Annotated in this window: 24 protein-coding genes; 7 read left to right on the top strand and 17 right to left on the bottom strand. The window is 67.2% G+C overall.

The annotated features are described in order from the left end of the window. The first annotated feature begins 119 nt into the window (after positions 1 to 119). Entirely contained in the window at positions 120 to 1,010 is an 891-nt protein-coding gene (locus C8J26_RS18685; protein WP_107959736.1) for a helix-turn-helix domain-containing protein, read from the top strand. A gap of 7 nt (positions 1,011 to 1,017) precedes the next feature. Here the strand turns inward: C8J26_RS18685 and C8J26_RS18680 are convergent, their stop codons facing one another. The 16 genes from C8J26_RS18680 to C8J26_RS18605 form a co-directional block, all read right to left on the bottom strand. Beyond that, on the bottom strand, positions 1,018 to 2,385 hold the full coding sequence (locus tag C8J26_RS18680) for an ATP-binding protein (protein ID WP_107959734.1): 1,368 nt from the start codon (positions 2,383 to 2,385) through the stop codon (positions 1,018 to 1,020). Further along, positions 2,382 to 3,098 (bottom strand): response regulator transcription factor, encoded by a 717-nt coding sequence (locus C8J26_RS18675; protein ID WP_107959881.1) that lies wholly within the window; start codon positions 3,096 to 3,098, stop codon positions 2,382 to 2,384. Before C8J26_RS18675 ends, C8J26_RS18680 begins: the two co-directional genes overlap by 4 nt. A 91-nt stretch (positions 3,099 to 3,189) precedes the next feature. After that, on the bottom strand, positions 3,190 to 4,599 hold the full coding sequence (locus C8J26_RS18670; RefSeq protein WP_107959732.1) for an efflux transporter outer membrane subunit: 1,410 nt from the start codon (positions 4,597 to 4,599) through the stop codon (positions 3,190 to 3,192). Beyond that, a complete protein-coding gene (locus C8J26_RS18665; RefSeq protein WP_107959730.1) occupies positions 4,596 to 7,715 on the bottom strand; it encodes an efflux RND transporter permease subunit in 3,120 nt (1,039 codons plus the stop codon). Before C8J26_RS18665 ends, C8J26_RS18670 begins: the two co-directional genes overlap by 4 nt. A gap of 1 nt (position 7,716) precedes the next feature. Continuing rightward, a complete protein-coding gene (locus tag C8J26_RS18660) occupies positions 7,717 to 8,853 on the bottom strand; it encodes an efflux RND transporter periplasmic adaptor subunit (RefSeq protein ID WP_146168916.1) in 1,137 nt (378 codons plus the stop codon). A gap of 13 nt (positions 8,854 to 8,866) precedes the next feature. Continuing rightward, positions 8,867 to 9,100: a BA14K family protein gene (locus C8J26_RS18655; protein ID WP_107959728.1), complete on the bottom strand. Its 234-nt coding sequence runs from the start codon at positions 9,098 to 9,100 to the stop codon at positions 8,867 to 8,869. A 129-nt stretch (positions 9,101 to 9,229) separates the two neighbouring features. Beyond that, positions 9,230 to 9,523 carry a putative quinol monooxygenase gene (locus tag C8J26_RS18650; RefSeq protein WP_107959726.1) on the bottom strand — a complete coding sequence of 98 codons (294 nt, stop codon included), beginning with the start codon at positions 9,521 to 9,523 and terminating at the stop codon, positions 9,230 to 9,232. Between the two features lie 52 nt (positions 9,524 to 9,575). Beyond that, positions 9,576 to 10,025, bottom strand: a complete 450-nt coding sequence (locus tag C8J26_RS18645) for a pseudoazurin (RefSeq protein WP_107959877.1) — start codon at positions 10,023 to 10,025, stop codon at positions 9,576 to 9,578. 85 nt (positions 10,026 to 10,110) lie between these two features. Beyond that, positions 10,111 to 10,995 carry a hypothetical protein gene (locus C8J26_RS18640; protein ID WP_146168912.1) on the bottom strand — a complete coding sequence of 295 codons (885 nt, stop codon included), beginning with the start codon at positions 10,993 to 10,995 and terminating at the stop codon, positions 10,111 to 10,113. Continuing rightward, positions 10,992 to 11,459, bottom strand: a complete 468-nt coding sequence (locus tag C8J26_RS18635) for a DUF6152 family protein (RefSeq protein WP_146168911.1) — start codon at positions 11,457 to 11,459, stop codon at positions 10,992 to 10,994. Before C8J26_RS18635 ends, C8J26_RS18640 begins: the two co-directional genes overlap by 4 nt. Before the next feature lie 43 nt (positions 11,460 to 11,502). Further along, positions 11,503 to 13,149: an FAD-binding oxidoreductase gene (locus C8J26_RS18630; protein ID WP_107959720.1), complete on the bottom strand. Its 1,647-nt coding sequence runs from the start codon at positions 13,147 to 13,149 to the stop codon at positions 11,503 to 11,505. Further along, positions 13,146 to 13,574, bottom strand: a complete 429-nt coding sequence (locus tag C8J26_RS18625; protein ID WP_146168910.1) for a hypothetical protein — start codon at positions 13,572 to 13,574, stop codon at positions 13,146 to 13,148. Before C8J26_RS18625 ends, C8J26_RS18630 begins: the two co-directional genes overlap by 4 nt. Before the next feature lie 149 nt (positions 13,575 to 13,723). Beyond that, a complete protein-coding gene (locus tag C8J26_RS18620) occupies positions 13,724 to 14,113 on the bottom strand; it encodes a c-type cytochrome (protein WP_146168909.1) in 390 nt (129 codons plus the stop codon). Between the two features lie 192 nt (positions 14,114 to 14,305). Continuing rightward, the gene (locus tag C8J26_RS18615; RefSeq protein ID WP_107959714.1) at positions 14,306 to 15,523 is read right to left on the bottom strand and encodes a HupE/UreJ family protein; all 1,218 of its coding nucleotides are present in this window, start codon (positions 15,521 to 15,523) and stop codon (positions 14,306 to 14,308) included. Continuing rightward, entirely contained in the window at positions 15,520 to 16,440 is a 921-nt protein-coding gene (locus tag C8J26_RS18610; RefSeq protein WP_107959712.1) for a peptidyl-prolyl cis-trans isomerase, read from the bottom strand. The genes C8J26_RS18615 and C8J26_RS18610 overlap by 4 nt, the downstream gene beginning before the upstream one ends. Beyond that, positions 16,437 to 17,210, bottom strand: a complete 774-nt coding sequence (locus C8J26_RS18605) for a c-type cytochrome (protein WP_107959710.1) — start codon at positions 17,208 to 17,210, stop codon at positions 16,437 to 16,439. The genes C8J26_RS18610 and C8J26_RS18605 overlap by 4 nt, the downstream gene beginning before the upstream one ends. A gap of 167 nt (positions 17,211 to 17,377) precedes the next feature. Between C8J26_RS18605 and C8J26_RS18600 the strand changes: the two genes are divergently transcribed. From C8J26_RS18600 to C8J26_RS20725, 5 genes are all read left to right on the top strand, one after another. Beyond that, positions 17,378 to 18,643: a helix-turn-helix domain-containing protein gene (locus C8J26_RS18600; protein WP_107959708.1), complete on the top strand. Its 1,266-nt coding sequence runs from the start codon at positions 17,378 to 17,380 to the stop codon at positions 18,641 to 18,643. Between the two features lie 153 nt (positions 18,644 to 18,796). After that, positions 18,797 to 21,040 carry a TonB-dependent receptor gene (locus C8J26_RS18595; protein WP_244185401.1) on the top strand — a complete coding sequence of 748 codons (2,244 nt, stop codon included), beginning with the start codon at positions 18,797 to 18,799 and terminating at the stop codon, positions 21,038 to 21,040. Beyond that, positions 21,015 to 22,460 carry a PepSY domain-containing protein gene (locus C8J26_RS18590; RefSeq protein ID WP_107959706.1) on the top strand — a complete coding sequence of 482 codons (1,446 nt, stop codon included), beginning with the start codon at positions 21,015 to 21,017 and terminating at the stop codon, positions 22,458 to 22,460. Before C8J26_RS18595 ends, C8J26_RS18590 begins: the two co-directional genes overlap by 26 nt. Before the next feature lie 71 nt (positions 22,461 to 22,531). After that, on the top strand, positions 22,532 to 23,236 hold the full coding sequence (locus C8J26_RS18585; RefSeq protein WP_107959704.1) for a HupE/UreJ family protein: 705 nt from the start codon (positions 22,532 to 22,534) through the stop codon (positions 23,234 to 23,236). Beyond that, positions 23,233 to 24,261, top strand: a complete 1,029-nt coding sequence (locus C8J26_RS20725; RefSeq protein ID WP_208631462.1) for a hypothetical protein — start codon at positions 23,233 to 23,235, stop codon at positions 24,259 to 24,261. Before C8J26_RS18585 ends, C8J26_RS20725 begins: the two co-directional genes overlap by 4 nt. Positions 24,262 to 24,350: 89 nt before the next feature. Here C8J26_RS20725 and C8J26_RS18575 read toward each other — a convergent pair whose 3' ends face one another. Then, entirely contained in the window at positions 24,351 to 25,121 is a 771-nt protein-coding gene (locus C8J26_RS18575) for a cytochrome b (protein ID WP_107959702.1), read from the bottom strand. A gap of 243 nt (positions 25,122 to 25,364) precedes the next feature. Between C8J26_RS18575 and C8J26_RS18570 the strand changes: the two genes are divergently transcribed. Further along, entirely contained in the window at positions 25,365 to 26,219 is an 855-nt protein-coding gene (locus C8J26_RS18570) for a fumarylacetoacetate hydrolase family protein (protein WP_107959700.1), read from the top strand. Positions 26,220 to 26,246 lie beyond the last annotated feature (27 nt).

Below are 26,246 nucleotides of genomic sequence, written 5' to 3'. Positions count from 1 at the left end.
TCTTGGCCGTCATGCGCCAGAAGCTACCGCAAGCGGGCAAATACGCTATGGACGCAGCGGGCGAATAGGTGGACTATTCGACAGGTATATGAGTCCCCCACTGGGAAGGGTGCCGTTCGATGGATACGCCGGTTCCGCGCTTTTATCTGTACGGCGAAGCGCACCGCGTGGCGGATCGCCGTTTCGTGCATCTCGAAGCGCTCGACGACCGATCGCGCCCGAGCGAATGGACGATCCGGCCGCACGCGCATGCCGATCTCCACCATATCTTCCACATCCGCGGCGGCGGCGGGGCGATGCGCGCGGAGGCGGCGATCCTGGCGTTCGAGGCGCCGTGCCTGATCGTCGTGCCGGCGGGCGTCGTCCACGGCTTCAGCTGGCAAAGCGAGTCGAACGGCAGCGTGTTGACCGTCTCCAGCGCCTATGTCGATCTGCTCCGCCAACGGAACGAGGAGCTTCGCGGCGTCTTCGCGCTGGCGCAGGTCGCACGTCTCGACATGGCGGGTTCGACGGGGTTCGCCACCGCGTGCGACGCGTTGCTGGAGGAATTGTCCTGGAACGCGCCGGGCCACCGCGCCGCGGCCGAGGCCGGGCTGCTCGGGTTGATTGTCCGGACGATGCGCGCGACGCACGGACGCGAGGCGGACCTGTTCACGCCGCCAGGGCGACAGGCGGCGCTCGTCGCGCGCTACCGCGAGCGGGTCGAGACGCATTTTCGCGCGCGCGAACCGGTCGGCGTGTACGCCGCCGCGCTCGGCACCACCGAAAGCCGGTTGCGCGCGGCGTGCCAGGCCGCTGCCGGCCAGACCCCGACGCAGATCCTCGACCAGCGCGCGTTCGTCGAGGCACAGCGCGCGCTGCTGTATTCGAACCTGTCGGTGGCCGAGATCGCGAACACGCTGGGGTTCGACGATGCGCATTATTTCTCGCGCTATTTCCGGCGCTGTGCAGGATGTTCACCGCGGTCGTATCGCGCGGCGCACGCCGATACGGCGCTGGCTGACACCTGATCGGGGGTCAGGCCTTGCCGAGCGTCAGCGTTGCTTCCAACCCGCCACCGGGATGATTGGCGAGGCTGATATGCCCGCCGATCGCGGTGGCCTGCGCGCGCGCGATGGTCAGCCCGATACCCGTCCCGTCACCACTCGATCGCGACGTATCCGCGCGCACGAACGGGTCGAACGCCTGCGCGAGCATCGCGGCGGGAATACCGGGCCCATGATCGCGCACCGTGATGATCACTGTGCCGCGCGTGCGGCGCGATGCGATATCGGCATCGCCGCCATGCTTGATCGCGTTGTCGATCAGGTTGGACAGGCACCGGGTGAGCGCATCCGGCCGCACGCGGACGAGCGCGCCGCAGCCCTGCGTGAAGCGGACGGCATGCCCGAATTCGGCGGCATTGTCGGCCAGGCTCGACAGCACCGAATCGAGATCGACCGTCGACCAGTCCTCCGCGCTGTCGCCGCTGCGCGCGAGATCGAGGCCGCGCTTCATCATCGCAAGCGTCGCCGACAGATCCGCGACGAGCCGGTCGCGCAACGCCTCGTCCTCGACCTGTTCGAGACGCAGCCGCAACCGGGTCAGCGGGGTCTGGAGGTCGTGGCTGATGGCGGCAAGGATCCGCGTGCGCTCGATCAACCCGGCACGAACGCGTTCCTGCATGAGGTTGAAGGTCGCGAGCGCCGCGCGGACGTCGGTGGGACCCGTTTCCAGCACCGGTTCGGCATCGATCGATCGGGCGAACGCGTCCGCGGCTGCGGACAGGCGACGTAGCGGTGCCGTCGCGAGCCGCGCGACGATCAGCGAGAGCGCGAGCGCCGCTGCCAGGACGAGGAACAGGAATAGCCGGTCGGTGGTCCAGCTCGGCGGCGCGGGCAGTTGCGGGAGATCGATCGCGACCGCGAGCGACCGGCCATCGACCCGCGCGGTCATCAGCCAGCAGTCGGGCAGCATCATCGGTTCGATTCCCGCGGCGCGCGGGCGTTCGCGGATGGGATCGCTCGCCTGGCAAATCGTCGTCGGTGCGCGCGCGATGCTCGGTCGCGCCGGCATGTCGGTACGGCTGGCCAGCATGCTCGTGAGCAGCGCGTCCTCGACGACGGGAACCGCGTCCTGCCGTTCGACGAAATGCGCCCCGACCAGCCGGCCGTCGCGCAAATTGGCGATCGTGGCGGCCGGATTGCGGTGGAGCCGGTCGAGCACGTCGAGCGCGCTGGCGATCACGCGCTCGTCACGGATCCGCATGAACTCGCCGCGCCGGCCCTGTTCCGCGATCAGCAGCGCGCCGACCGACGCGATCAGGATGCCGACGGCGAGGATCAGCGCGATCCGGCCGGTCAGCGAACCGAGGAACCGCACCAGCCGGGCGATCAACCGCCTCATTCGAAACGGGTGGTCGCAGCGAGCATATAGCCCTGGCCGCGGACCGTGAGGATCAGCTCTTCGCCGTCGGGCTTGAGCTTCTGGCGCAGTCGGCTGATCTGGTTGTCGATCGTCCGGTCGTGCGAGGCGGTGGCGGCGCGCGCTGGCACCAGCGCCTCGCGCGAGAGCGGCCGACCGGCGGCGTTGACGAGGCGCGAGAGCATGTCGAACTCGGCGGTCGACAGCATCACGACGCTGTTGCCGGGCGCGAGCAGGCGCCGCTTGACGAGATCGAGCCGCCACCGCCCGAAGATCGCGACCCGCGCGGGCGTTGCCGCGCCGACATCGCGCGCGCCCCGGCGGAGCAGGTTGCGCACGCGCGCGGTCAGCTCGCGCGGCTCGAACGGCTTGGTGAGATAATCGTCCGCGCCGAGTTCGAGGCCGAGCACGCGGTCGATCGCGCTGTCGCGTGCGGTAACCATGATGATCGCGCCCGGATAGCCTTCGCCGCGCAGTTCCCGGCACAGCGTCAGGCCGTCACCGTCGGGCAGGCCGAGATCGAGGACGATCAGGTCGACGGGGCCCGCTGCCAGCGCCGCGCGGATGCCGGCTACATCGCCCGCCGGGGTCAGCGCATAGCCTTCGCGGGCCAGTTGCGCCGTCACCAGATCGCGAATGTCCGCGTCGTCGTCGGCGATCAGGAGGTGAGGGCGATCCGCCGTTGCGCCGGGCATTATGTCGTCATCGCTCCGATCGGGCGGCATCACGTCGCGGCCGTGATGCCGGCATAAACGAGCGTGCCTCGCATGCCCAGCGGTAGCTGCGTCACAGCGTGTCGTCCGATCCGATCGCCTGATACAGCGTCACGCGGTTCTGGAGATCGGTCAGATCCGTCGTGATGGCGCTCTGCCGTGCGGAATAGAGCGTGCGTTGCGCAACCAGTGCGGTCAGGAAACTGTCGGTGCCTTCGCGGTACCGCGCCTCGCTGACCGTGTAGCTCTTCTGCGCAGCCGCAACGAGATCTGCCTGCGCCGCGCGCTGTCGGGCGATCGTCCCGCGGCGGGCAAGCCCGTCGGCGACGTCGCGATACGCGGTCTGCGCCGCCTTGCGATACGCGGCGAGGTAATAGTCGACCTGCGCCTTTGCGTAATCGAGGTTGCCGCGGTTCGTCCCGCCCAGGATCGGCACGCTGGCGGACGGCGAGGCGGACCAGGTGGAGCCCGAGAACAGGCTGGTCAGCGCGGAACTGGCGACGCCCAGCGCGCTGGTCAGCGAGATCGTCGGGAAGAACGCCGCGCGCGCCGCGCCGACATTGGCGTTGGCCGATTTCAGCTGGTGCTCCGCCTCGACCACGTCGGGGCGGTCGAGCAGCACGGTCGAGGACAGCCCGGCGGGCACGGTGGCGATACCCGTATCGAGCGCGGCCAGGCTGGCGGACAGCAGCGCATCCTCGACCGGGGCACCGACCAGCAGCTCCAGCGCGTTGCGATCCTGCGCCACCTGCGTGGTGTATTGCGCGACGTCTGCCCGCGCCTGCGCGAGCAACGTCCGCGCGTCGGCCGGATCGGCGCCGCTCACCAGCCCGACATCGTGGAGCTCGTCGTTGAGCTTGACGGTGCGTTCGCTGCTGGCGACCTGCGCGTACGACACGGCCAGCAGGTCGCGGTCCGAAACGAGCGTGAGATACGCGGTCGCGGTTTCCGCGACGACCGTGAAGCGCGTGTTGCGCGCGCCGCTCTGCGTGCCGAGATAGGTCTCGAACGCCGCGCGCGACAGGTTCTTCTGACGCCCGAACAGGTCGAGCTCGAACCCGCTGATACCGACGCTGCCGGAGAACAGCGTGCTGGATCCGCCAGTACCGGTGCCGCCGCTGGAGCTGCCGCCGCCGGTCACCGCGCGGTCGATCGTCGCGCCGGCATCGGCCGACAGCGTCGGCAGCTGGTTCGACTTCTGGACGCGGTACAAGGCGCGCGCCGAGGCGACGTTGGCGACCGCTTGGGCCAGATCCTGGTTGTTGACGAGCGCCCGTTCGATCACCGTGCGCAGCTTGGCGTCGACCACCAGGCTGCGCCACGGCATCCCGGCCCGGCCAGCGGCATTGGGGGCGTAGGCTGCACCCGCCGGCCACCCGGTCGGCACGAAATCGGCGACCGAGCGGACGTAATGCGGGGCGAGGTTGCACCCGGCAAGGGCAGTGGCGCCGATCAGCGCCGCCGCGATACGCAGCCGGATCATGCCGCCGTCTCCTTGGTACCGTGGAATAGTCGGGCGATGATCACGAAGAACATCGGCACGTAGAAGATCGCGAGGACGGTGGCGGTCAGCATCCCGCCAACCACCGCGGTGCCGATCGCGATCCGGCTGTTGGCGCCGGCGCCGGTCGCGACCGCGAGCGGGAAGACGCCGAAGATGAAGGCGAGGCTGGTCATCAGGATTGGCCGGAGCCGGGTCCGTGCCGCTTCCAGTGCGGCCTCGACGACGTCCTTGCCGCCGCGCCGCGCCTCTTCGGCGAATTCGACGATCAGGATCGCGTTCTTGGCGGCAAGACCGATCGTGGTGATCAGCCCGACCTGGAAGTAGATGTCGTTGTCGAGGCCCCGCAGCGTCACCGCGATGACCGCGCCGATGATCCCGAGCGGCAGCACCAGCAGCACCGCGATCGGCACCGACCAGCTTTCATACAGCGCGGCAAGGCACAGGAAGACGATCAGGACGGACAATCCGTACAGCATCGGCGCCTGTCCGCTCGCCTGGTTCTCCTGAAACGACAGGCCTGCCCAGGCATAGCCGGTGCCGGGTGCGAGTTGCTTCTGCAGCTTGACCATTTCCTGCATCGCCGCGCCCGAACTGCCGCCCGACGCGGGCTCGCCCTGGATCTCGTAGGACGAGCGGCCGTTGAAGCGGGCGACGCTGTTGGGGCCCTTTTCCCACGACAGGGTCGCGATCGCCGAGAAGGGCACCATCGTCCCGCTTGAAGTTCGCACGAACCAGCCGTCGAGGTCGTTCGGCAGCATGCGGAACGGCGCGTCGGCCTGCATGTAGACACGCTTCACGCGGCCGCGATCGACGAAATCATTGACGTAGACACCGCCCCACGCACTCGACAGCACGTTTGTGACGTCGTTCTCGGTCAGCCCGAATACCGCGAGCTTGGCATCGTCGAGCGTCACGCGAAGCTGCGGCGTGTCGGGCAGGGTGGAGGCACGGACCTGCGCGAGCTTGGGATCCTTGTTGGCCGCCGCGATCAGCTTGTCGCGCAGCGCGACGAACGCGTCGCGGCTCAGCCCGTTGGTGTTCGTCAGCTCGAACGTGAAGCCGTTGGACTGGCCGAGCCCGGAGATCGCGGGCGGAGTCAGCGGGATGACGGTGGCATCGCGGATCTGGCTGAAGCTCCGCATCGCGCGTGCGTTGATCGCCGAGGCGCTCTGGCTCGCATCCTTGCGTTCGTCGAACGGCGTCAGGCTGGCAAACGCCATGCCGGCATTCTGTCCCGATCCGCTGAACCCGAACCCGGTGATGCTGAACGCGTTGGCGACCGTCGCCTTCTCATGGTTGGAGAAATAGCTCTGGACTCGGTCGCGCACCGCCTCGGTCCGTTCGTTGGTGGCGCCGGCGGGCAGGGTGTACATGACCATGACCTGGCCCTGGTCCTCGGTCGGCAGGAAGCTGGTCGGCAGCCGCAGGAACAGCACTGCGAGCACGATCGTGATGACACCGACCACCGCCACGTGCAGGCCGCGCCGGCCGATCACCGCGCGCGTCGCGCCGACATAGCGGTGCGTCGAGCGATCGAACCACCGGTTGAACCGACCGAACACGCCCTTCCGCTCGAGCGGGTCGCCATGCGTCGGCTTAAGCAACGTCGCGGTCAGTGCCGGGCTGAGGACGAGCGCGACCAGCACCGACAACAGCATCGCCGACACGATCGTGACCGAGAACTGGCGGTAGATGACCCCCGTCGATCCGCCGAAGAACGCCATCGGCAAAAACACCGCCGACAGGACGAGCGCGATGCCGACCAGCGCCGAGCCGATCTCGCTCATCGACCGGATCGTCGCCTCGCGCGGGCTCAGCCCTTCCTCGGCCATCACGCGCTCGACATTCTCGACCACGACGATCGCGTCGTCGACCAGCAGGCCGATCGCGAGGACCATTGCGAACAGCGTGAGCGTGTTGATCGAATAGCCGCACACCGCGAGCACGCCGAACGTGCCGAGCAGCACGACCGGCACCGCGATCGCGGGGATCAGCGTCGCGCGCCAGTTCTGCAGGAAGACGAACATCACGACGATCACCAGGATGATCGCGATCACCAGCGTCTCGACGACCTCCTCGACCGACAGCTTGACGAACGTGGTCGTGTCGCGCGGGTAGGCGATGGCGTAGCCGGCGGGCAGGTTCGCCGACAGCTCGGCCATCCGCGCCTTCACCGCGGTCGCGGTCTCCAGCGCATCGGCGCCGGTCGCCAGCTGGATCGCCATGCCCGACGCCGGATGGCCGTCGAGCTGGGCCGATGAGGTATAGCTGTCCTGCCCCAGCTCGACCCGCGCGACGTCGCCGAGGCGGACGATCGAGCCGTCGGTCTTGGTCTTCAGCACGATCGCGCGGAACTGGTCCGGGGTTGTCAGCCGCGACTTGGCGCGGACGGTCGCGTTGAGCATCTGCCCCTTCACCGCGGGCAACGCGCCGACCTGTCCGGCCGAGACGTCGACATTCTGCGCCTGGATCGCGCTCTGCACGTCGGACGGCATCAGCTGCACCGCGGCCAGCTTGGTGGGATCGAGCCATACGCGCATCGCATATTGCGCGCCGAACACCTGGGTCTGCCCGACGCCGTCGACCCGCGCGAGATCGTCCTGGAAATTGCTGACCAGATAGTCGGCGATGTCGTTGGCGGTGGCCTTGTCGGTCTTGTCGTACAGCGCGACGATCATCAGGAAGTCGCTGTTCGACTTTGACACGGTGACGCCCTGCGACGTCACCGCGCTCGGCAGCCGGGCCTCCGCCTGCTGGACCTTGTTCTGCACCTGGACCTGCGCGGTATCCGCATCGGTCCCCTTGACGAAGGTGACGGTGATCGATGCCGAGCCCGAGGAATCCGAACTGGACTGGAAATATTGCAGCCCGTCGATTCCGGTCAGTTGCTGCTCGATCACCTGCGTCACGCTGGTCTCGAGCGTTTCGGCCGATGCGCCCGGATAGGTGGCGCTGATCGAGATCGTCGGCGGTGCGACGTCGGGATATTGCGCGATCGGCAGCGAGCGCAAGCCCGCGACCCCGCCGAGCATGATGACGATCGCGATCACCCAGGCGAAGATCGGGCGTTCTACGAAGAAGCGGCTGATACCCATGTCAGTTGGTGGTCCCGAGCTTGACGGTAACCGGCTTTACGGTCGCGCCGGGCTGTGCCTTGTCGACGCCCTGGACGATCAGCCGGTCGCCAGCCTTCAGTCCGGCGGTGACGATCCATGTGTCGCCCACCGCCTGCGCGGTCGTGACCTGGCGGAGCGCGACCTTGTTGTCGGTACCGACGACCAGCGCGGTGGCGTTGCCCTTGGCATCGCGCGTGATGCCTTGCTGCGGCGCGAGGATCGCGTTGCGGATCATGGTCTGCGGCACGGTCAGGCGCACGAACATGCCCGGCAGCAACAGCCCCTTCGGATTGGCGAACCGCGCGCGCAGCGTCACGGTGCCGGTGGTGGTATCGACGACCGCCTCGCCGAACTGGATCGTGCCGGTCTGCGGGTAGCTGCGACCATTTTCCAGCGACAGGCGCACGGTCGTGCTGGCCGGCAGCGCTTCGCCGGTCGCCAGGCTCTGCCGCAGATCATACAGCGCGCTGCTCGATTGCTGGATGTCGACGAAGATCGGATCGAGCTGCGAGATCGTCGCCAGTGCCGTGGTCTGCGCCGCAGTGACGAGCGCGCCCTGCGTGTAGGTCGATCGGCCGATCCGCCCCGAAATCGGCGCATAGACTCGCGTGAAGCCGAGATTGACGTTCGCGGTGCGCAGGGTGGCGCGATATTGTGCGATGCTGGCGCTGGCCTGACGCGATGTCGCCACGGCATCGTCGACGTCCTGCCGCGCGACCGCGTCGGCGCTCTGCAGCCGACCATATCGCTTCACCTTGGCCTGCGCGGTGGCGGCGGACGCCTGCGCGCTCGCCAGCTGCGCGGCGACCTCGTCACGCGTCGCCCGGTACAGGCGGGGGTCGATCTGGTACAAGGGCTGGCCAGCCCGGACCAGCGTGCCCTCGGTAAACAACCGCGCCTTGATGATCCCGTCGACCTGCGGACGGACCTCCGATGTCACGGTGGCCGTCGTACGGCCGGTCAGCTCGGTCGTGGTCGTGACCGGCTGCGTCGCCAGCGTGACCACGCCGACCTCGGACGGTGGCATTTTGGGCATCGCGTCCTTGGACGTGCCACAGCCGGCAAGCGCCACGGTCAGCAGGAGCGTCGCGGTCACGCGCGCGGTCGACGGGATCATGGTCACGGCCGGCTCAGCGCGGGCAGTGCTGGCGCTTGCCGCGGGCGTCGCGATACGTGCCGGTGCGGGCATCGTAGCCCTTGTGGGTCTTGCCGCAGCCCGCGACCGGCGCGCGGTTGCGGGTCTGGCGCTGGTCCGTCTTGGCGCGCGTGGCGGGGCGGACGATCGCCGAATAGCGGTCGGGTTCGATATATTGGGGCGCGGCGGCCATGCCCAGCAGGGCGGCGGCCAGTTCGAGTGCGATCATGAGGAGGACCTTTCTATGGTCCTCCCGAGCTAGGCCCTACGCCTTCCGCCAAACATGCTCGCCGGGTAAACAAAGGTAAGCGTTTGTAACGGTCGCGCGGCGCGCGCGTTTGGTACACTGTCGGTTGGATCAGGCGACCGCGACGGGATCGAGCACGACCGCGCTGCGCTCGGCAAGCTCGTTGATCGCCGCGAGGTAGCGCTGGAAATGCGGCGTGGCGCGATGCGCGGTCACGGCGTCGAAGTCGACGTACAGCTCGTCGAGCGCGAACACATCGGGATCGTCGCGATCCCGCCACAGGTCATAGCGAAGATTGCCCGGCTCCGCCCGGCTGGGACCGAGCATGCCGTCGAGCAGCGCGGCGAGATCGTCGGTCCTGCCCGAGCGCGCGCGGAGCATCGCCATGATCTTTACGGTCGCCATAGGTCGTCTCCCCCTGATCGTGCGGCTACAACGCGCACGCCCCCGTTACGCACTATCTCGCCTGAGCGAGCAACGGCGTCATCCGCTTGGCCGCGAACGGGGGGAGCTTCGCCGCCTTGGCGGCCGCCAGATTGGGGGAGGGCCCGTCACCGACCTGGACCAGCGCGATCATCCCCATCGCGTAATGCGGCTGGCACTTGATGCCGTACAGGCCGGGGGAAGAGACCTTCAGCACGAACTCCGTGTTGACCGCTCCCTTCGACGAGGCGACGCCGGCCGGTAGCATCGTCGGGATCGTCTCTGCATTGTGGCCGGGGTCGGTCGGCAGGAAGCGGACCGTGTCGCCGGGCATCGCCTTCACGAAGGCGGGTTCGAACACCATCACGCCGGCCGCACCCTGGTTGCGCATATGGACGACCACCTCCTTCGCGACCGCCGGAGCGGCAACGGTCGAACAGATCGTCGCGAGGGCAAGGATCGGCACCGCGGAAAGTCTACGCATCGTCATACTCCAACACAGGTCACGGGCGATTCTGGCGAAACAGGGCAGGTCGGGACCGCGATCCGGGCCGCCGACGCTGCGTGGCTCAGCGACTCTGCGCCTTGTCCTTGACGTTCAGCTCGAGCTTGCCCGTCGTCGGATCGAGATAGTCGCGGTTATCGGTGCAGGCCCATTCCTGCGGCTCGTTGCGCCGCTCGATCCCGCGGATGAACTTGCGCGGCTCCAGCGCATAGGGCTTCTTGAAGACGGTATCGTCGTACAGCGTGGTCTGGATTTCGAGCGTGTTGAAATCGATTAGGCGGATGCGTTCGACTAGCCGCAAATTGGGGCCGTGCGGCCCGAAGATCACGCCCGACACCGGCGAGTGATCGCCTTGCGGGCGCAGTTTTTCGCTCAGCCGGCCCATCTGGAACACCGTGTCCGCCGCGAGACCGGTCGTATCGACGACCAGCGTATCGCCTTCCCACCGACCGATCGATTCGCCCAGATACGCAGGATTGGGTTCCTCGCTGTGCTTGCGGCCGTCGGTATGGATGAATCGGGTCATCCCCGACGTCTCGATATAGAGCGCGATCATGCCGGGGGACTGGAAGAACTTCATCGGCATTCCGCCGATATTCTGCACGAACGGCATGCCCAGCGGCTTGCAGTTGGTGAACGGGCTGTCCTCGGCGGGTTTATACGCCTTGATATAGGCCAGCGCCGAGGGCGTATAGTCGGGCGGGATCGTGAAATTGTCCGCGATCGGCGCGATCGACTGCCATGTACCCTGCCAGAAATCCGGGCGGCTCGCGATGTCCTGCCACGCCTTGGCCTGCTCGGCAGCCGATTTGGGCGCGGTCGGCGTCTCGGTCGTCTGCTGGGCCTGGCCGGCATCGACCGCGAGCGTCAGGGCCGCCATCGCGGACAGCCCGCCGCACAGCGCACGGAGCACCGGAGTCTTCATGCGAAACGCTGGAATATGGGTCATTTATAGGGTTGTCCCTGCGGTTTGGTCGGTACCTGGCTGGGGCCGCCGGCGAGCGCCTGTCCGGTCGAGCCGGCCGGGTCGCCCAGGACTTTGCCCCGGGCGGTGAACACCGTCTGCATCGCGCCGATCGCGGTGCCGTCGCGGCCCGGGTGGACGTCGACCGTCACCTTGTCGCCGACCTTGATGTCGCTGGCGTTCCAGCCCCAGCGGCTCATCATGTTGGGGCTCGATCCGACCAGCGCCCATTGCTCGGTCGTGCCATTGGCCTTCTTGACGATGACGATCAGCCAGGTGTGGGGGTTGGCCCAGGTGAATTCGCGGACCGTGCCCGTCAGCGTCGTCAGCTTGCCCATGTCGAACTTGCCGAACGAATGATGCGCATCGGCGGTCTGGGCAAAGGCCGTCGCCAGCGCGACGATCGCGAGCCCCCAAGTTCGCACGCGGGTTCGTGGTGTGTCGGTCATGATGGTCTCGTCATCGAAAGTGGGGGAACGAAGGCGGGAGAAGTCATGCTTTGGCCTTTCTCGCTGCGCGCGGCCGGATGCCGTAGCGGCCGACGGACATGATTCCGTTGGGATCGACCGCGTCCTTCAGCGTCTCGAGAAAGTCGCGCAGCGCATGGTCATTGTACGAATAGGTCTCCATGACCGTGTCGTAGAAGGCCGGTGCGGTGCGGTATTCGCCCCAGCCATGCTCGGCCGACACCGCGATCAGTTCGCGGACGACGTCGCGGACCTTCGCGTTGACCGTGGCCGACCGCGTGACCGGCAGGCCCATCGCGAACAGGAACGCGCGCTCGAAGATCGACGAGGGAAATTGCAGCGGCGGGGAGGGGAGCTTGTACTTCCGTCCGAGCTTGGCGAACACGTCCATCGCCTCGATCGCGGCTTCGCCCGTCCGCGGGATGACCGGCGAGAAGAAGACATGGCCGACGACGTCCTCGCCTTCGTACGAGATCATCGGCCCCATGCTGAAGGTGCGCAGCGACGGGATGCCGAACGGGCCGGTATCGAACAGCGGCGCCAATTCCGCGGCGGGCAGCGGCAACGGCCGAATCGCGTTCAGCTTGAACTGCGCGCCGGGGATCGTGCGGATCGCGTCGCAGATGCACTCCCACTGCGCCGCGATCAGCTTGGCCGGCCCGTACAGGTTGAACTCGCACGCCCAGAACGGCACGCCGGCGGCCTGTGCCGCGATGTCGAGCTTGGTCATGTCGGCGCCCGCCGGGTCGTTCATCACCGCGGTGATCCGCGGATCGACCTGCGGGGGCACGCCGCCGATGATGTGCGCCGCGTCGCCGCGAACGCCGGTGGTCGGGCTCGACAGGGTCCAGAGGCCCTGGACAATCTTGCTCTGCTCGAGCCGGCCGATGGTGTCGACGAGCGGGATCAGGTCGTGGAATTTGGGGACGGTGACGACGCCGGTCGCGAAATTCTCCGGCGCGGACATCAGCCAGAAACCCATCTTGGTGACCACGCCGAAGTTCGATTGCTTGAACAGGCCATCGATGCGCGGGCCGAACCCGGGGCGGAATTGCTGCCAGGTCTTCGCGTTGGGCATCGCGCCCATGCCCGTACGCATCATCCGGCCGTCGGGCAGCACGACCTCAATGCCGCACTGCGCGTCGAAATGGCTGCGGTAGGAGGCCAGCGTGACGCCGACGCCGCCATCGAGCGCATTGCCGATCAGGCTGCCCCAGCCCGGGCTGGGACAATCGATCCACAGCTTCAGGCCCTTATCCTGGATGTAGGCGTAGAGATCAAAATAGCTGACGCCGGGCTCGACGACGACATAGGCGTTGCGCTCGTTGATCTCGACGATCCGGTTCATCCGCTTCAGATCGAGTACGACACTGCCCGCGACCGCGGGGGCCGCGCCGCCATAGCCCAGGTTCTTGCCGGTCGAGATCGGGTAGATCGGAGTCTTGTAGCGGTTGGCGATCTTGACGAGCTCGACGACCTGTTCCGACGTATCGGGCGCGACCGCGGCGGAGGCGGTCGGCTCGGCGGTCTCGTCCCAAAGGATCGAATAGGAATCGCGGTAGAGTTCGAGATCCTCGTCGCTGGTGAACAGCCATTCGCTGCCGACGATCGCGGCGAACGCCTTGAGCGCGGCCGCGAAATCGGCCTGGGTGACGTCTGGCGGTAATTTCATGTCCGGGATTCCGTGTGATCGGACCGCGTCCGCGCATCCTTGCGCATCGCCCAGGCGTGCAACATTCCATCGTTCAGCGACGGCCGGTAGGCGGCAGCGGGGAGGGCGGGCGAAGCGGTGAACGGATGCGCGTCGTTCAGGAAGGCGGCGACGACCCGGCGACCATTCTCCGCGTTGAAATCGGCGTGGCCCCGCTGTGTCCGCGCGGCCAGGCGATAGCCATGCTCCCACGCGATCCGTTCCACGCAGAACAGGGTCGCGCCAGCGGTGATCCCGACGATGACGTGACTCTCGTTCAGGACGCGGTTGAGCGCGCTGTGCCCGGCGGCGTCGAGCCGGATGGTGACGACCGGCAGCGTCCGCGCTCGCGCCGTGACGAAGTCGGCCAGCGGCCGGGGCAGGTCGAGGCCGTCGTCGATCAGCATTGCATCGATCGGACGTATCGCGGCTCGGTTGTCCGCCGCCCGGGCAGAGGCCGCGGAGCTGCCGGCATAGGCAAGCGACGCGGCGACCGCGCCTGTGCCGATCACGGCGCGTCGGGTTATCAGTGGGGCGGTGGTGTCGGGGAGGATTGTCACGGCCGCTTGGCCGCGGGGCGGGCCTGATGCGGCGCGGTCAGGTAACCCGCCAGCTGCGCCAGCTCGGCATCGGTGATTTCGGTCTTGCGGAACGAGGGCATGAACGACACGCCGTTGCGGACAGCTAGCTTTACATATTCGGCGGTCAGATCGGTTCGCTGCAACAGGATCGCGGACGGATTGCCGTTATACTTCCGCTGCAAGGCAATGCTGCCCGGGCCGGTCGGCGGCGTATGGCAGTCGCTGCACCATTTCTGATAGGTTTGCTGGCCCGAGGCAACCGTCGGGGTCGCTGCCGCGGCGCGCGGCGATCCGGCGAAGGCGAGCTGCCCCATGGCGGCGCAGCCGAGCGATGTGGCGAGCAACAGACGCGGTGTTCGACTCATGTTTGCATGCCCCAGGTCCGACCCCGTCCGGGTCGGCTCACGCCGAATTCAGATGATCGCCATGCCGTCCGAGAAAAAATGATCCGGACACAAAACGTTACCTTCCGAAACTAGCAGCCATCCGGCCCCGAGATAGGTGGATGAATTAACAACATCTTTCGGGCGCCGCGTTCGGACGATGGACGTGCGGGATCAGGCAAAGCTGAAGCTTCGGCTGACGAACCAATACACGCCCTCCAGCACCAGGAACGACGCGCACACATCGACCACGATCGGCCTCGGCAATGTCAGCCTGACCCGCCGGAGCAGCGCCACGACCCCCACCAACGTCGTGACGACCGTGAGCTGGCCGATCTCGACGCCGAGGTTGAACCCGACGAGCAGCTCGGCGAGCTTGGCGGGCGGGATCGACTCGTTGAGCAGGTCGGCGGCGAAGCCGAAGCCGTGGATCAGGCCGAAAATCAGCGTGACGACGAGCCGCAGCCGACCGGCATCGCGGACATGGCCCGCCACCATCAGGTAATTGGCGGCGAACAGCCCTGCGCCCAGTAACAACGTGAACGGGAGCAGGCCGATGCCGAGCAGCCTGAGCCCCGCCATCGCGAGCAGCGCACCGCCCGTCCAGAGCGCGAACAGCCCCGGCCGCTGGATCTGCACCGCGAGATTTTCCACCCCGATCAGCGCGATCGTCAGCGCCACCAGCGCGTCGATGAACTCGGCGTGCGGGCGGATGATTCCCGTGACGGCAAGCGCCAGCGTCAGGCTGTGCCCCAGCGTAAAGCCGGTGATGACGAAGATCAGATCCTTGAACCGCCGCGAGATCAGCACGAGCCCGAGCAGGAAGCTCATATGATCGACGCCGGTGAAGATGTGCATCAGCCCCATCTTCACGAACGTCAGAAACCCGGCGCCCTCGATCTCGCCGCCCTGCGCCTTGCTCAGGTCGATCGTCTGTGAGTCGGCGGTCAGCACGTCTTCGACAAAGTCCCCCTTGGCGGTCTGGATCTGCGCCAGGTTCACATGCGTCGGCACCAGTTCGAAGAAGGCGCCGTCGTGGAGCATCACGCCCTCGGCGGATGGGCAATCGTAGAAGAACTCGACGCGGCGATAGCCAGTGACGGCGGCGACCGGGCGCGGCTTGCCGGTCAGTGCGCAGGCCTTGCCTTGCGCGGAGGCGCCGAGTTTGGGCTTCAGATACGCGATCAGCTGCGGCGTGTTGGGGGGACGACCATCGGGCGTGAGCCGGCGCGCTTCGAGATCTGACACCGAGAAGGTCAGATGGACCGAACTGCCGTCGACCAGCCAGGTCGAATGCGATTCGGACCGCGTGTGTGCGCTGGCCGGCGCGAGCTGCCAGATAAACGTCGCGCACAACGCGAGCAGCCACCGGACGATGATGCGCATTGTCATTGCAGGTCCGCGGCGATCTTGATGTCGGCGCGCTTCTTCAGGAAGCGTTTGTTGCCCTCCTGAAGCCGCGCGATCTTGTCCGCGAGAAAATCACGCAGCACCTGATCGCGCGCTTCGGGATAAGGCGTCGCGACCGGCCGCGTGTTGCGGATCATCTGGACGATATGAACCCCATCGGGGCTTGGGATCGGATTCGAGATCGCGCCGTCGGCCAGACCGCGCGCGACCGCGAAGACGCGCGTGCCGAGATGCTCGTGCGCCGCGAAGTAGAATTCCTCGCCGTCGTCGACCCGGCCGGTGGTCTTCAACCCCAGCGCGTCGGGCGCGGTGCCGCTCCGCAGCGCCGCCACCGCGCGTTGCGGATCGGCACCCGCCGGCACCCGCCATTCGTGCAGCGTCATCAGGCCTTCGCTCGCGTATTTTGCCCGGTGTGCGGTGTACCAGCCGCGCAGTTCGTCCTCGGCCGGCTTCGCGGTTGCGGCGTCCTGCGCGATCTGGCCTTCGGTCGCCTGGACGAGTGCCTGGCGGACGTCGATGTCGTCGTTCGAAAGCCCCATCTCGACGCCGCGCTGCACATAGAGCTCCTCGCGGACCATATCGTCGAGGACCTTCTGTCGCTGCGACCGCGTCGTCTGCGCATAGGGGACGCTGTACAACGCGGTGACCTGCGCGATCAGGTCGGCGCGCAACACGGGGATGGCGTTGACCAGCGCGGCGTCCTCCGCGGGGATCGAAGCCGTCCGCGTGCCCTGCGCGGTGAACAGACCGTAGCCGGCGATCCCGAGCCCGAGCAGCGCACCGATCGCGGCGAGCAGCAGAGAGCGGCGCCCCACGGGTTGATGGACGTCCCACAGCGCGCCCGCGGGCGCCAGGGTCGGGGGCGGGGTCGGGGTCGGGGAAGCGGTATCCTGGGTCATTTCCTGTCCGATTGGATTGGCGCCAGCGAGGCGACGTAGACCGCTACGTTGCGCAATTCGGCGGGGGTCAGCTTGCGGGCGAAGGCCGGGCTCATGCCGGCACGGCCGCGACTGATCGACCGGCGGATGTCAGCGATCGAGCCGCCATAGAGCCAGATGTCGTCGGTGAGCGCGGGCGCGCCGATCGCGCCGTCGCCGCCCAGATCGCGACCGTGGCAATCCCAGCAGCCGGCCTTGTTATAGGCATCGCGCCCGCGTTGCTGCGCGGCGGGATCGGTGACGCCGGCGGTGAACGCATGGATGAACCGCGCCAGCGTCTCGATCTGCGCCGGAGTCTGCGGCGGAAGCGGCTCGGCGGCGTCGGGGTTCTTGCTGGCATAAGCGGGCATCACCGCAAGGTTCCAGCCATGCTTGTTGCCCGCACGGATGCCGTAGCGCGCGATATCCTCGATCTGCGCGACGGTACCTTCGCGGTACAGATGTTCGCTATCGGTCAGGTCGGGAACGCCCAGCGTCCTGTCGCCCTTGCCGGCCGCGCCGTGGCACGATGCGCAATGCTGTGCGTAGACCGGATGTCCCGCGGCGATCGCGGCATCGCGCAGCGTCGGGTCGCCGAGGATCGCCTCGGGATCCGCCCGCAGCACCTGCGCCGCGATCGCCCGATAGCGCACGCCGTGCGTGACCACGGCGGCGATCAGCAAGAACAGCGGTATGATCCACAACAGCCGTCGCCGTGTTGCGGCGCGGGCGAAGGTCGGGGGGGGCGTCATGGCGCCGGTCGTCTATCCAGCGCGCCCCCTGCGTCCAGCACCGAACGGTAACGTACAGGTTACGAAACAGTCGGGCGCGCCGCATTGGGAATGTTTGCGCTTGCCCGGCCGACAAAGACTGATAGCCACGCGGAATGACGGGGACGGATACAGACTATCGGGAGCGCTTGGCCGCAGAAGCCAAGCGCGTTCGCGATAGCGGCGATCTCGGTCGGTCCGAACCGCTGATCCGGCTCTTCGATTTCCTCGTCGAACGCTCGCTCGACGGTCGCATTCCGCGCGAGATCGAGATCGCTCAGGACGTCTTCGACAAGACGCATGATTTCGACGGGATGCTAGACGCCTCGGTGCGCGTCTACATCCACCGCCTTCGTCGCAAGCTTGCCGAGCATTACGCGCGAGCCCCCGGCGATCCCGACTGGATCTCGATCCCGCTCGGCGAATACCGGGTCGTTCTCGCATCGCCGCCCGCGGCCGACGAGGCCGCGGAGCAACCCGAGCCCCCCGTCGCGCCGCCCAAACGATCGATCAACCGGGTCTGGCTTGCTCTTCTAGCGCTCGCGCTGGTCAACGCACTCGCCTGGATCGTCTATGTCGATCGGTCGTCGGGCGACGACGCTGCGGTGCGGAGCAATTTGTGGCGGCCGATCGCCGACAACAAGCGGCCGACGCTGGTCGTACTGGGCGACTATTACATCTTTGGCGATGCGGCCGACGGGATCGTCGTGTCACGGCTAATGCGCGACTTCGCGATCAATTCGCGCGAGGAACTCGACCGCTATCTTATGCTCAACCCCGACAAGGTCGGCAGCTATGTCGACGTGAACCTGCATTATCTGCCGGTCAGCGTCGGGCGAGGCTTGCGCAGCCTGCTGCCGATCGTCAACGCCGCGACGAACGCCAGCGGCGAGCGCCCTGGCGTCGAGACGATGTCCGACATGAAGCCCGAGATCTTCAAGGCGGCCAACGTCGTCTATCTCGGTTTCCTGAGCGGGCTCGGCGCGTTGCAGGACCCGCTGTTCCGCGCATCGGGGTTCAAGGTCGGCGACAATTTCGACGAGCTCATCGACAAGGCGACCGGCCGGCGGTTCAAGTCGGACTGGGGCGTGGTGGCAGACGGCAAGGTGCCGCAGCGCGACTATGGCTATATTGCGAGCATGCTGGGGCCAACCGGCAACCGCATCCTGATCATCGCCGGAACGCGCGATCCCGCCGTGGCGCAGATGGCCGAGATTGCCGCCGATCAGGAGCAGCTCAAGGCGATCGATGCGAAAAGCGGTGGCGGCGCGTTCGAGGCGCTGTTCGAGGTGCGGACGCTGGGCAATCTTAACCTCGGCAGTTCGCTCGTTCTGGCGCGGCCGATCCGCGCCGAGAGCATCTGGCAACCCGAACGCCCGTCCGGCGCCGGCAATTCGTCGCATCCGGCCAACTAGCCATGTCGCTGTATTCAAACGCGTAACGCTATCCGACCGCACGTTCGATCCGGCGCGGTGACCGTACGGAACTGGCGCGGTCGATCGATTTCGTCTCAGGACCCCCGCCACAGACCATGAAGGGGGATCGATTTGACGCGATCGATACGTATCTTGCGATATGCCGGCTCGAGCCTCTCGATCGTTGCGGGACTGGCGAGCGCGGCGCACGCCCAGGCCGATACGGCGCAGCAGCAGGTTGCGATCGCGCCGGCTTCGTCCGCCCCGGACCAAGGGGGCGACGCTCCGGCCGATACCAACCGCGAGGACATTCTCGTGGTCGGGCGGAGCGTGTCGCTGGAGACCAAGACGGCGACCGGCAGCCGGCTCGGCCTGAGCCTGTTGGAGACGCCCGCGAGTATCGCGGTGCTCGACGGCGACGATATTCGCGCACGCGGCGACATGACCGTCGTCGACGCGGTCACCCGCGCGCCCGGGATCACCAGCGTCGCCAGCCCCGGCAATGGCGGCACCGCGCTCGCCGCGCGTGGCTTCTCCGGCCAGGGCTCGGTGCTCCAGCTCGTCGACGGGATCCGCCTGTTTCCGGCCGCCGGCACGATCACCTTCCCGACCGATCCGTGGACGATCGACCGGATCGAAGTGCTCAACGGCCCCGCTTCGGTGCTGTACGGGCAGGGTTCGCTCGGCGGCGCGGTCAACATGATCTCGAAGCGGCCGAGCGGGGATCGGACGCGGATCGACGCCGAGCTCGGCTATGGCTCGCAGAACAGCGCGCACGTCGCGGCGGGGATTGGCGGACCGATCGATCGGGTCCTGTCCTACCGGGTGGATGCGAGCTATCGACGGTCGGACGGCTATGTCGATCGCGGCGGATCGCGCAGCCTCGCGCTGTCGGGCGCGCTGCGGTTCGCGCCGAGCGACGCTTTCTCGCTGACGCTGCGCGACGATTATGGCGACGTGCACCCGTCGAAATATTTCGGCACCCCGCTGATCGACGGCAAGCTCGATACGGCGATCCGCGCGCGCAACTACAACGTGGCCGACGCGGAAATGTGGTCGAAGGACAATCGCCTGTCGCTCACGCTCGACTGGTCGCCGAGCGACACGATCACGGTCAGCAACGTCGGCTATTACCTGACCAGCAAGCGGCGCTGGCGGAACCTCGAAAACTATTGCTGGATCGATGCGAGCGGCAATTGCCCCAGCGGGTATAACAGCACGTCGGGCACGCCAGGCACGATCTATCGCACCGACAATACGGGCATCGTCCACGACCAGAGGCAGTGGGGCGATCAGGGGACCATCAAGCTCGCCACACCGTTCGGTGGCGGGGTGGCGAACGATCTCGTCGTCGGGTTCGACGTGAACCTCGTCAAGCTGACCTATTCGCATGATTTCGGCTCGGGCCTGCAGGAGGACTTCGTCGATCCCTACCGGTTCGACCCCGGCCGCTTTTACGATACGCAGGGCATCGCGCCGCGCTATCGCACGCGGACGGTCGAGTGGAGCCTGTTTGCCGAGGACCGGCTGAAGATCGGCGAAAAGCTGTCGATCGTCGGCGGCGTCCGCGCGGAGAGCGACACGGTATCGCGCTACACCTTCGTGTATACCGGCGACGCGATCACCGGCGAGGTCCCGGCGCTCAACGGCGGGGCGAACGCGTCGCGCAAACTCGACAACACCACCTGGCGCGTCGGCACGGTGTATCAGCCGACCCCCAACACCTCGCTCTATGCGCAATATGTGACGGGCGTCGATCCGCTGGGGACGCTCACCACCTATTCGACCGCGGCCAGCCAATATTACTTCACCAACGCGACCGGCGAGCAGATCGAGGGCGGTATCAAGGGCAGCTTTCTGGAGGGCCGCGTGTCCGCGACATTGTCCGCCTACCGGATCGTGAAGCATAATCTGGTCGCGCAGCGCACGCCGACCAGCCCGGTCGAGCAGATCGGCCAACGCTCGTCCAAGGGCATCGAGGCGACCGTCCGCGTCGCGCTGCCGGCCGGGTTCCTGATCGATGCCAACGGCACCGTGCTCAAGGCGCGCTATGACGATTTCGTCAGTGGTGCGAAAACGTACACCGGCAACGTGCCCACCGACGTACCGCAGACGGCGGCGAACCTCTGGCTGAATTGGACCGGCCAGAAGATCGGCGCGCGCGCGGGGCTGCGCTATGTCGGCGCGCGCTATTCGGACGATGCCAACCTGTTCCGCGTGCCCGCCTATGCTGTCGTCGACGGCAGCCTCAGCTATGCGCTCAGGCCCGAACTCGCGCTCGATCTCCATATCTACAACCTCTTCGACAAGGATTACGCGCTGACGACCTATAACGACCAGCAATGGATCCTTGGCCGGCCGCGCTCGATCGATGTCTCGCTCCGCGCCCGCTTTTAGCGCCCGGCGCCCGGCGATCGGCCATTGGCTGAAGCGCTGGCTGTATATCGGCCATCGCTGGCTCGGCATCGGCAGCTGCATCCTGTTCGCGATGTGGTTTCTGTCGGGGCTGGTGATGATCTATGTCCCGTTTCCGGCGCTCACCGCGCGCGAGCGGCTCGCGGGCCTGCCGACGATCGACTGGGCGCTGGTTCGCACGGTCCCCGGAGAGTCGTCGCGCACGGCAGGGGGCGATGCGCCGCCGCGGGTGATGCTGATCGAGATGCGCGGTGCGCTTCCCGTCTGGCGGGTGACCGGCGACGATGGTCGGGATCGCAGCATCTCGGCGCTCGACGGGACGGTGCAGACGCCACCGACCGAGGGTCAGGCGCGCGCGATCGCCGGGCGGTTCGGCCGCGATGCGGTGATCGGGATGCAGCGGATCGTGCGCGACCAGTGGACCGTATCGGGCGCGTTCGACCGCCACCGCCCGCTATGGAAGGCGACGCTGGCGGGCCCCGACGCGCGCGTCCTGTATCTCTCCGGCAGCACCGGCGCGGTGGTCCTCGATACCGTCCGTACCGAACGCTTCTGGAACTGGCTCGGATCGGTGCCGCACTGGCTGTATTTCACGGTCGTGCGGCAGGACAATGCGGTCTGGCGGCAGGTGGTGATGTGGGTGTCGGGGCCGTGCATCGTCGCCGGGCTGACCGGGTTCTGGATCGGCATCCTGCGCACGCGCTTCGGCCGCAGACGCTACCGCGACGGGCGGATGACGCCCTATCGCGGGTGGATGCTGTGGCATCACTGGGCCGGGCTGATCGGTGGCCTGTTCCTGCTCACCTGGATCTTCAGCGGCTGGTTGTCGGTCGATCCGTTCCGGTTGTTCGGCGGCGGTGGCGTCTCGGTGCAGGCCGAGGCGCGGTATGAGAACGCGCGCTGGGCAAGGACGCCGGACATGGCGCGCCTCGCGCGGATCGCCCGCGGCGCGAAACAGGTCGAGCTCGCCTGGGTGCGCGGTCGCCCGATGCTCGAGATCCGCTGGGCAGCCGGGACGCGGATCGTCGACGCACGGACCCTCGCCCCGTTCGCGCCGGTCATCGCGCCGGCGGCCTTGGTGCCGGGCGCGCGGATCGTCGCCGCCGAAAAGCTGACCGCGCCCGATGCCTATTGGTATGCGCTCGACGGTCTGCCCCAACTGCCCGTAATGCGCATCCGGTTCGACGATGCGGCGCGGACCTGGGTGCATCTCGATCCGGCGAGCGGCCGCGTGCTCGGCACGATCGACGCGCGCGGACGCGCCTATCGCTGGCTGTTCGACTTGCTGCACAAATGGGATCTGACGATATTGACGCTGCATCGCCCGGTCTGGGACATCGCGCTGTGGGCGCTGTCGATCCTGGGGCTCGTGACGTCGGTAAGCGGGATCTGGCTGGGCTAGCGGCGGCTGCGTCGCCCCAAACCCGTGCGGTCCAGGCGTCTCAATTGCGCGCCCGTCATCATGGAGAGGACATGACGACCATCCGGATCCGCCCGGTCGCGCTCGCCGCGGCGGCGATCGCGCTGTGCTGCGCGGGCACGGCGTTCGCGCACGACGTGGCCGAAGGCGACCGCGGCTATATCGCGACGACGACGGGCGTGCGGATCGGCGCGTTCTTCTATCTGGGCGCCAAGCACATGGTGACCGGGTACGACCATCTGCTGTTCCTGATGGGGGTCGTCTTCTTTCTCTACCGGCTGCGCCAGGTCGCGACCTACGTCACACTGTTCGCAATCGGGCACAGCACTACCCTGATCCTCGGCGTCTTGTTCGGGACGAGCGTGAACGCGTATCTGATCGACGCGGTCATCGCGCTGTCGGTGGTCTACAAGGCGTTGGACAATCTCGGCGCGTTCGAGCGCTGGTTCGGCCGCCGGCCCGACCCGCGCGCCGCAGTGCTGATCTTCGGGTTCTTTCACGGCCTCGGGCTTGCGACGAAGCTGCAGGATCTCGGGCTGTCGGCGGACGGACTGCTCGCCAACGTCGTCGCGTTCAACCTGGGTGTCGAGACCGGTCAGCTGCTGGCGCTGGCCGTGATCCTGATTGCGATGGGCTATTGGCGGCGGACCGCCGGGTTCGCGCGCCACGCCTTCGCCGCCAACGCCGTGCTGATGACCGCAGGATGTGTCCTGTTCGGCCAGCAGATCGCCGGCTACCTCATCGGAGTATCGCCATGACCGCGACCGGACCGCAGATCGAAACCGCGCCCCCCACGCTGCGACAACTGAACACCGCTGTGCTAATCGCCGCCGGCGCGGCCGCGGCGATCAGCATCGCGGCGGTGCTGCCGGCCGAATATGGCGTGGATCCGACCGGGATCGGCCGCGTCCTCGGCCTCACGCCGATGGGGGAAAGGCGGGTCGCGCAGGCGAATGGCGGCAAGGCGCCGGCCGGGCCGGTCGCGGGCGACGCGATCGCGACGACGCCCGACGGTGGCCGGCGAGTCCGGATCGTGCTCGGTCCCTATGCCGGCCGCGAGGTGAAGGCGGCGATGAAGGCGGGTGCCGAACTCACCTATCGATGGTCGACCGACGGCGCGCCGGTGGAGTTCGAGTTCCACGGCGAGCCCGACGTGCCCAGGACCCCCGGCGACTATTCGAGCTATGCAAAGGGCATGAAGGCCAGCGCGCAAGGCCGCTTCAAGGCGGGCTTCGCGGGGCATCATGGCTGGTATTGGAAGAACCCGACCGCGACTCCGGTCGTCGTCACCGCGATCGTCAAGGGCGCGGTGGAGTCGTTCGCGCCGATCTATGCCAAGGGCGCTGCCGTGGCCGCGCCTGCGACGGACTCGGTCGCTGGCGCAGCGGGGTCGGTCGAGACCACGCGCTATGCCACCGATCTACCGCTCAAGACCGTGATGCGCGCGGTGTTCGGCCATGCCGCGCAGGAGATCTGGAAGCGGCAGGGCTATGTGTCCGACGCGACGGGTGTCCACTCGCTGTTCCCGAAGGATGCCGAGGAATGGACGCTGGCCGAGAACGATGCGCTCAGCCTGGCGGAAATGACCAATATCCTGCTGCTGCCCGGGCGCCGGGTCGACGAGCAGGCCTGGATCGACAGCGTCGCGGGCGTGCGAAAATCCGCGCTGACGCTTGCGGCGCTGACCCGCAAGCAGGACAAGGACGCATATATGGAGGCGGGGCTTCACCTGAACGACGCCTGCAACGCCTGTCACGCACGCTATGCACCCGGCGTCGAGTGACGCGTCGGGCCGATGTCCAAACGAGAAAAAGGGGGCTGCCGGAATGATCCGGCAGCCCCCTTTTTTTCGTACGCATCGGGTGAAGCGGACTATTCCTGATTACGCCTGCGAGCGCGGAAGCCCATGCGCTGCAATTCGGGCTCCTTGTCGAGGAACTGGTGCTTCAGCGCGCCGCCGATGTGGAGGATCAGCAGCAGGATCATCAGATAGCCCCCGATCTTGTGCCACTCGGCAAACTCCTCGTGCAGCACGTGCTGAGGCTCCACGCCGCCGGGCTCGAGGCCGATGTTCGCGATCGGCGTGATCGCCGGCAGCGGGATCACCCACCAGATGCCCGGGGGAGGGGGTGGACCCTTGGACGCACCGGCAGGAGGCGCACCCGGCGCGCCATTGGCGGGTGCCGCCATCGGCGACGCACCCATTGGCGAGCGGGCGACCTTCGCGCCGGCAGACCCGGCGGGGGGATGCGCCGACAGGATCGCCCAGCCGGTCAGCGGCATCAGCATCATGCCCGTGTAGAGCAGGAAATGCGCGACATGCGCGGCGTGCCGCTCCCACGGCTTCATGGTGTCGGGGTAGGGCGGGGGCTCGTGGAGCAGCCGCCAGCCGATCCGCACGATCGTCAGCGCGAGCACGGTCAGCCCCGACGACAGATGCGAGGTGATGCCGAAGCCGTAAAAGGCCTTGTGCGCCTTGAAGAAACCGGCGGCGAGATCCCAGACCAGCAAACCGCTGACTAGGTTCCAGATAATCAGGATCGCGATCGCCCAGTGCAGCCACATCGCCACGCGCGTGTAGCGCACGCTTTCGGTACTGGGCCTGCCCGGCAGCCACCCCGCCTCGACCGATCTGGTTGCCATACGCTCTCCTCCATCCTGATGGTTCGGCATCGCTGCGCCGGGCCAATCCGACTGCTACTCGGGCGTAGGACCTGGCGGGCGACAGCAATGCTTTATTTGAACTAGACAGTCATCGTTGGACGACTTAGTCAAGAAAAAAGCAAGGTGGGGTGGTCGGGTCGAGGTCGTCTTGGGAGGCGCTCGAACGGTCGCCGACACCCGCTGCGCGCTCTGCCGCGACATTAGTCTGAGAGGATCGATCCGATGAAGCTTACCAGGTTTACCGTTGAAGGCCGCACCCGTCTGGGCAAGGTGGTCGATGACCGGATCATCGACATCAGCAATGCGGCGCCCGAGGCCGGTCACTCGATGCGTCTGCTGCTCGAACAGCTCGAATCGCTGCGCCCGGCGATCGAGGCGCTCGATGCACCGTCCTTCGCGCTGGCCGATGTCGTGCTCGAAGCGCCGATCGCCGATCCGCGCAAATATCTCGCGATCGGCATGAACTACCAGTCGCACGTCGACGAGGCGGAGGCCGCGGGCAAGACCGCGCCCAAGACGCAGATCTGGTTCAACAAGCAGGTGACGTGCATTAACGGCCCGTTCTCGGACGTTGACGTGCCGAAGGCGGGCCCCGACATGGTCGATTACGAGGCCGAAATGGGCGTCGTCATCGGCAAGCGCTGCCGCCATGTATCGCGCGAGGAGGCGCGGTCGATGATCGCGGGCTATGTCGTGTGCAACGACGTGACCGCGCGCGACTGGCAGTTTCGCTCGCCGACGTTCACGCTCGGCAAGTCGTTCGACACGCACGGCCCGATCGGCCCGTGGATCACCACCGACGACGAGATCGCCGATCCGCACGCGCTGACGATCGTGCTCGAACTCAATGGCGAGCAACGCCAGCATGCGTCGACCAGCGAGATGATCTACGACATCTATGACCAGATCGCGTATCTCAGCGAGGTGATGACGCTGGAGCCCGGCGACCTGATCGCGACCGGTACGCCGGCGGGCGTCGGCATTGCGGGCAACCGCTTCATGAAGGATGGCGACGTCGTGCGCGTTTCCGTCGACGGGCTTGGCGCGATCGAGAACCGGTTCGTCAACGAACGCTGAGATAGGGTGCGCGCCAGCCGGAACATC

The organism is Sphingomonas aurantiaca (genome assembly GCF_003050705.1).
GTDB lineage: Bacteria > Pseudomonadota > Alphaproteobacteria > Sphingomonadales > Sphingomonadaceae > Sphingomonas > Sphingomonas aurantiaca.
Note: the sequence above shows the minus strand (reverse complement) of the source record. Positions and strands in the feature narration are given on the sequence as shown.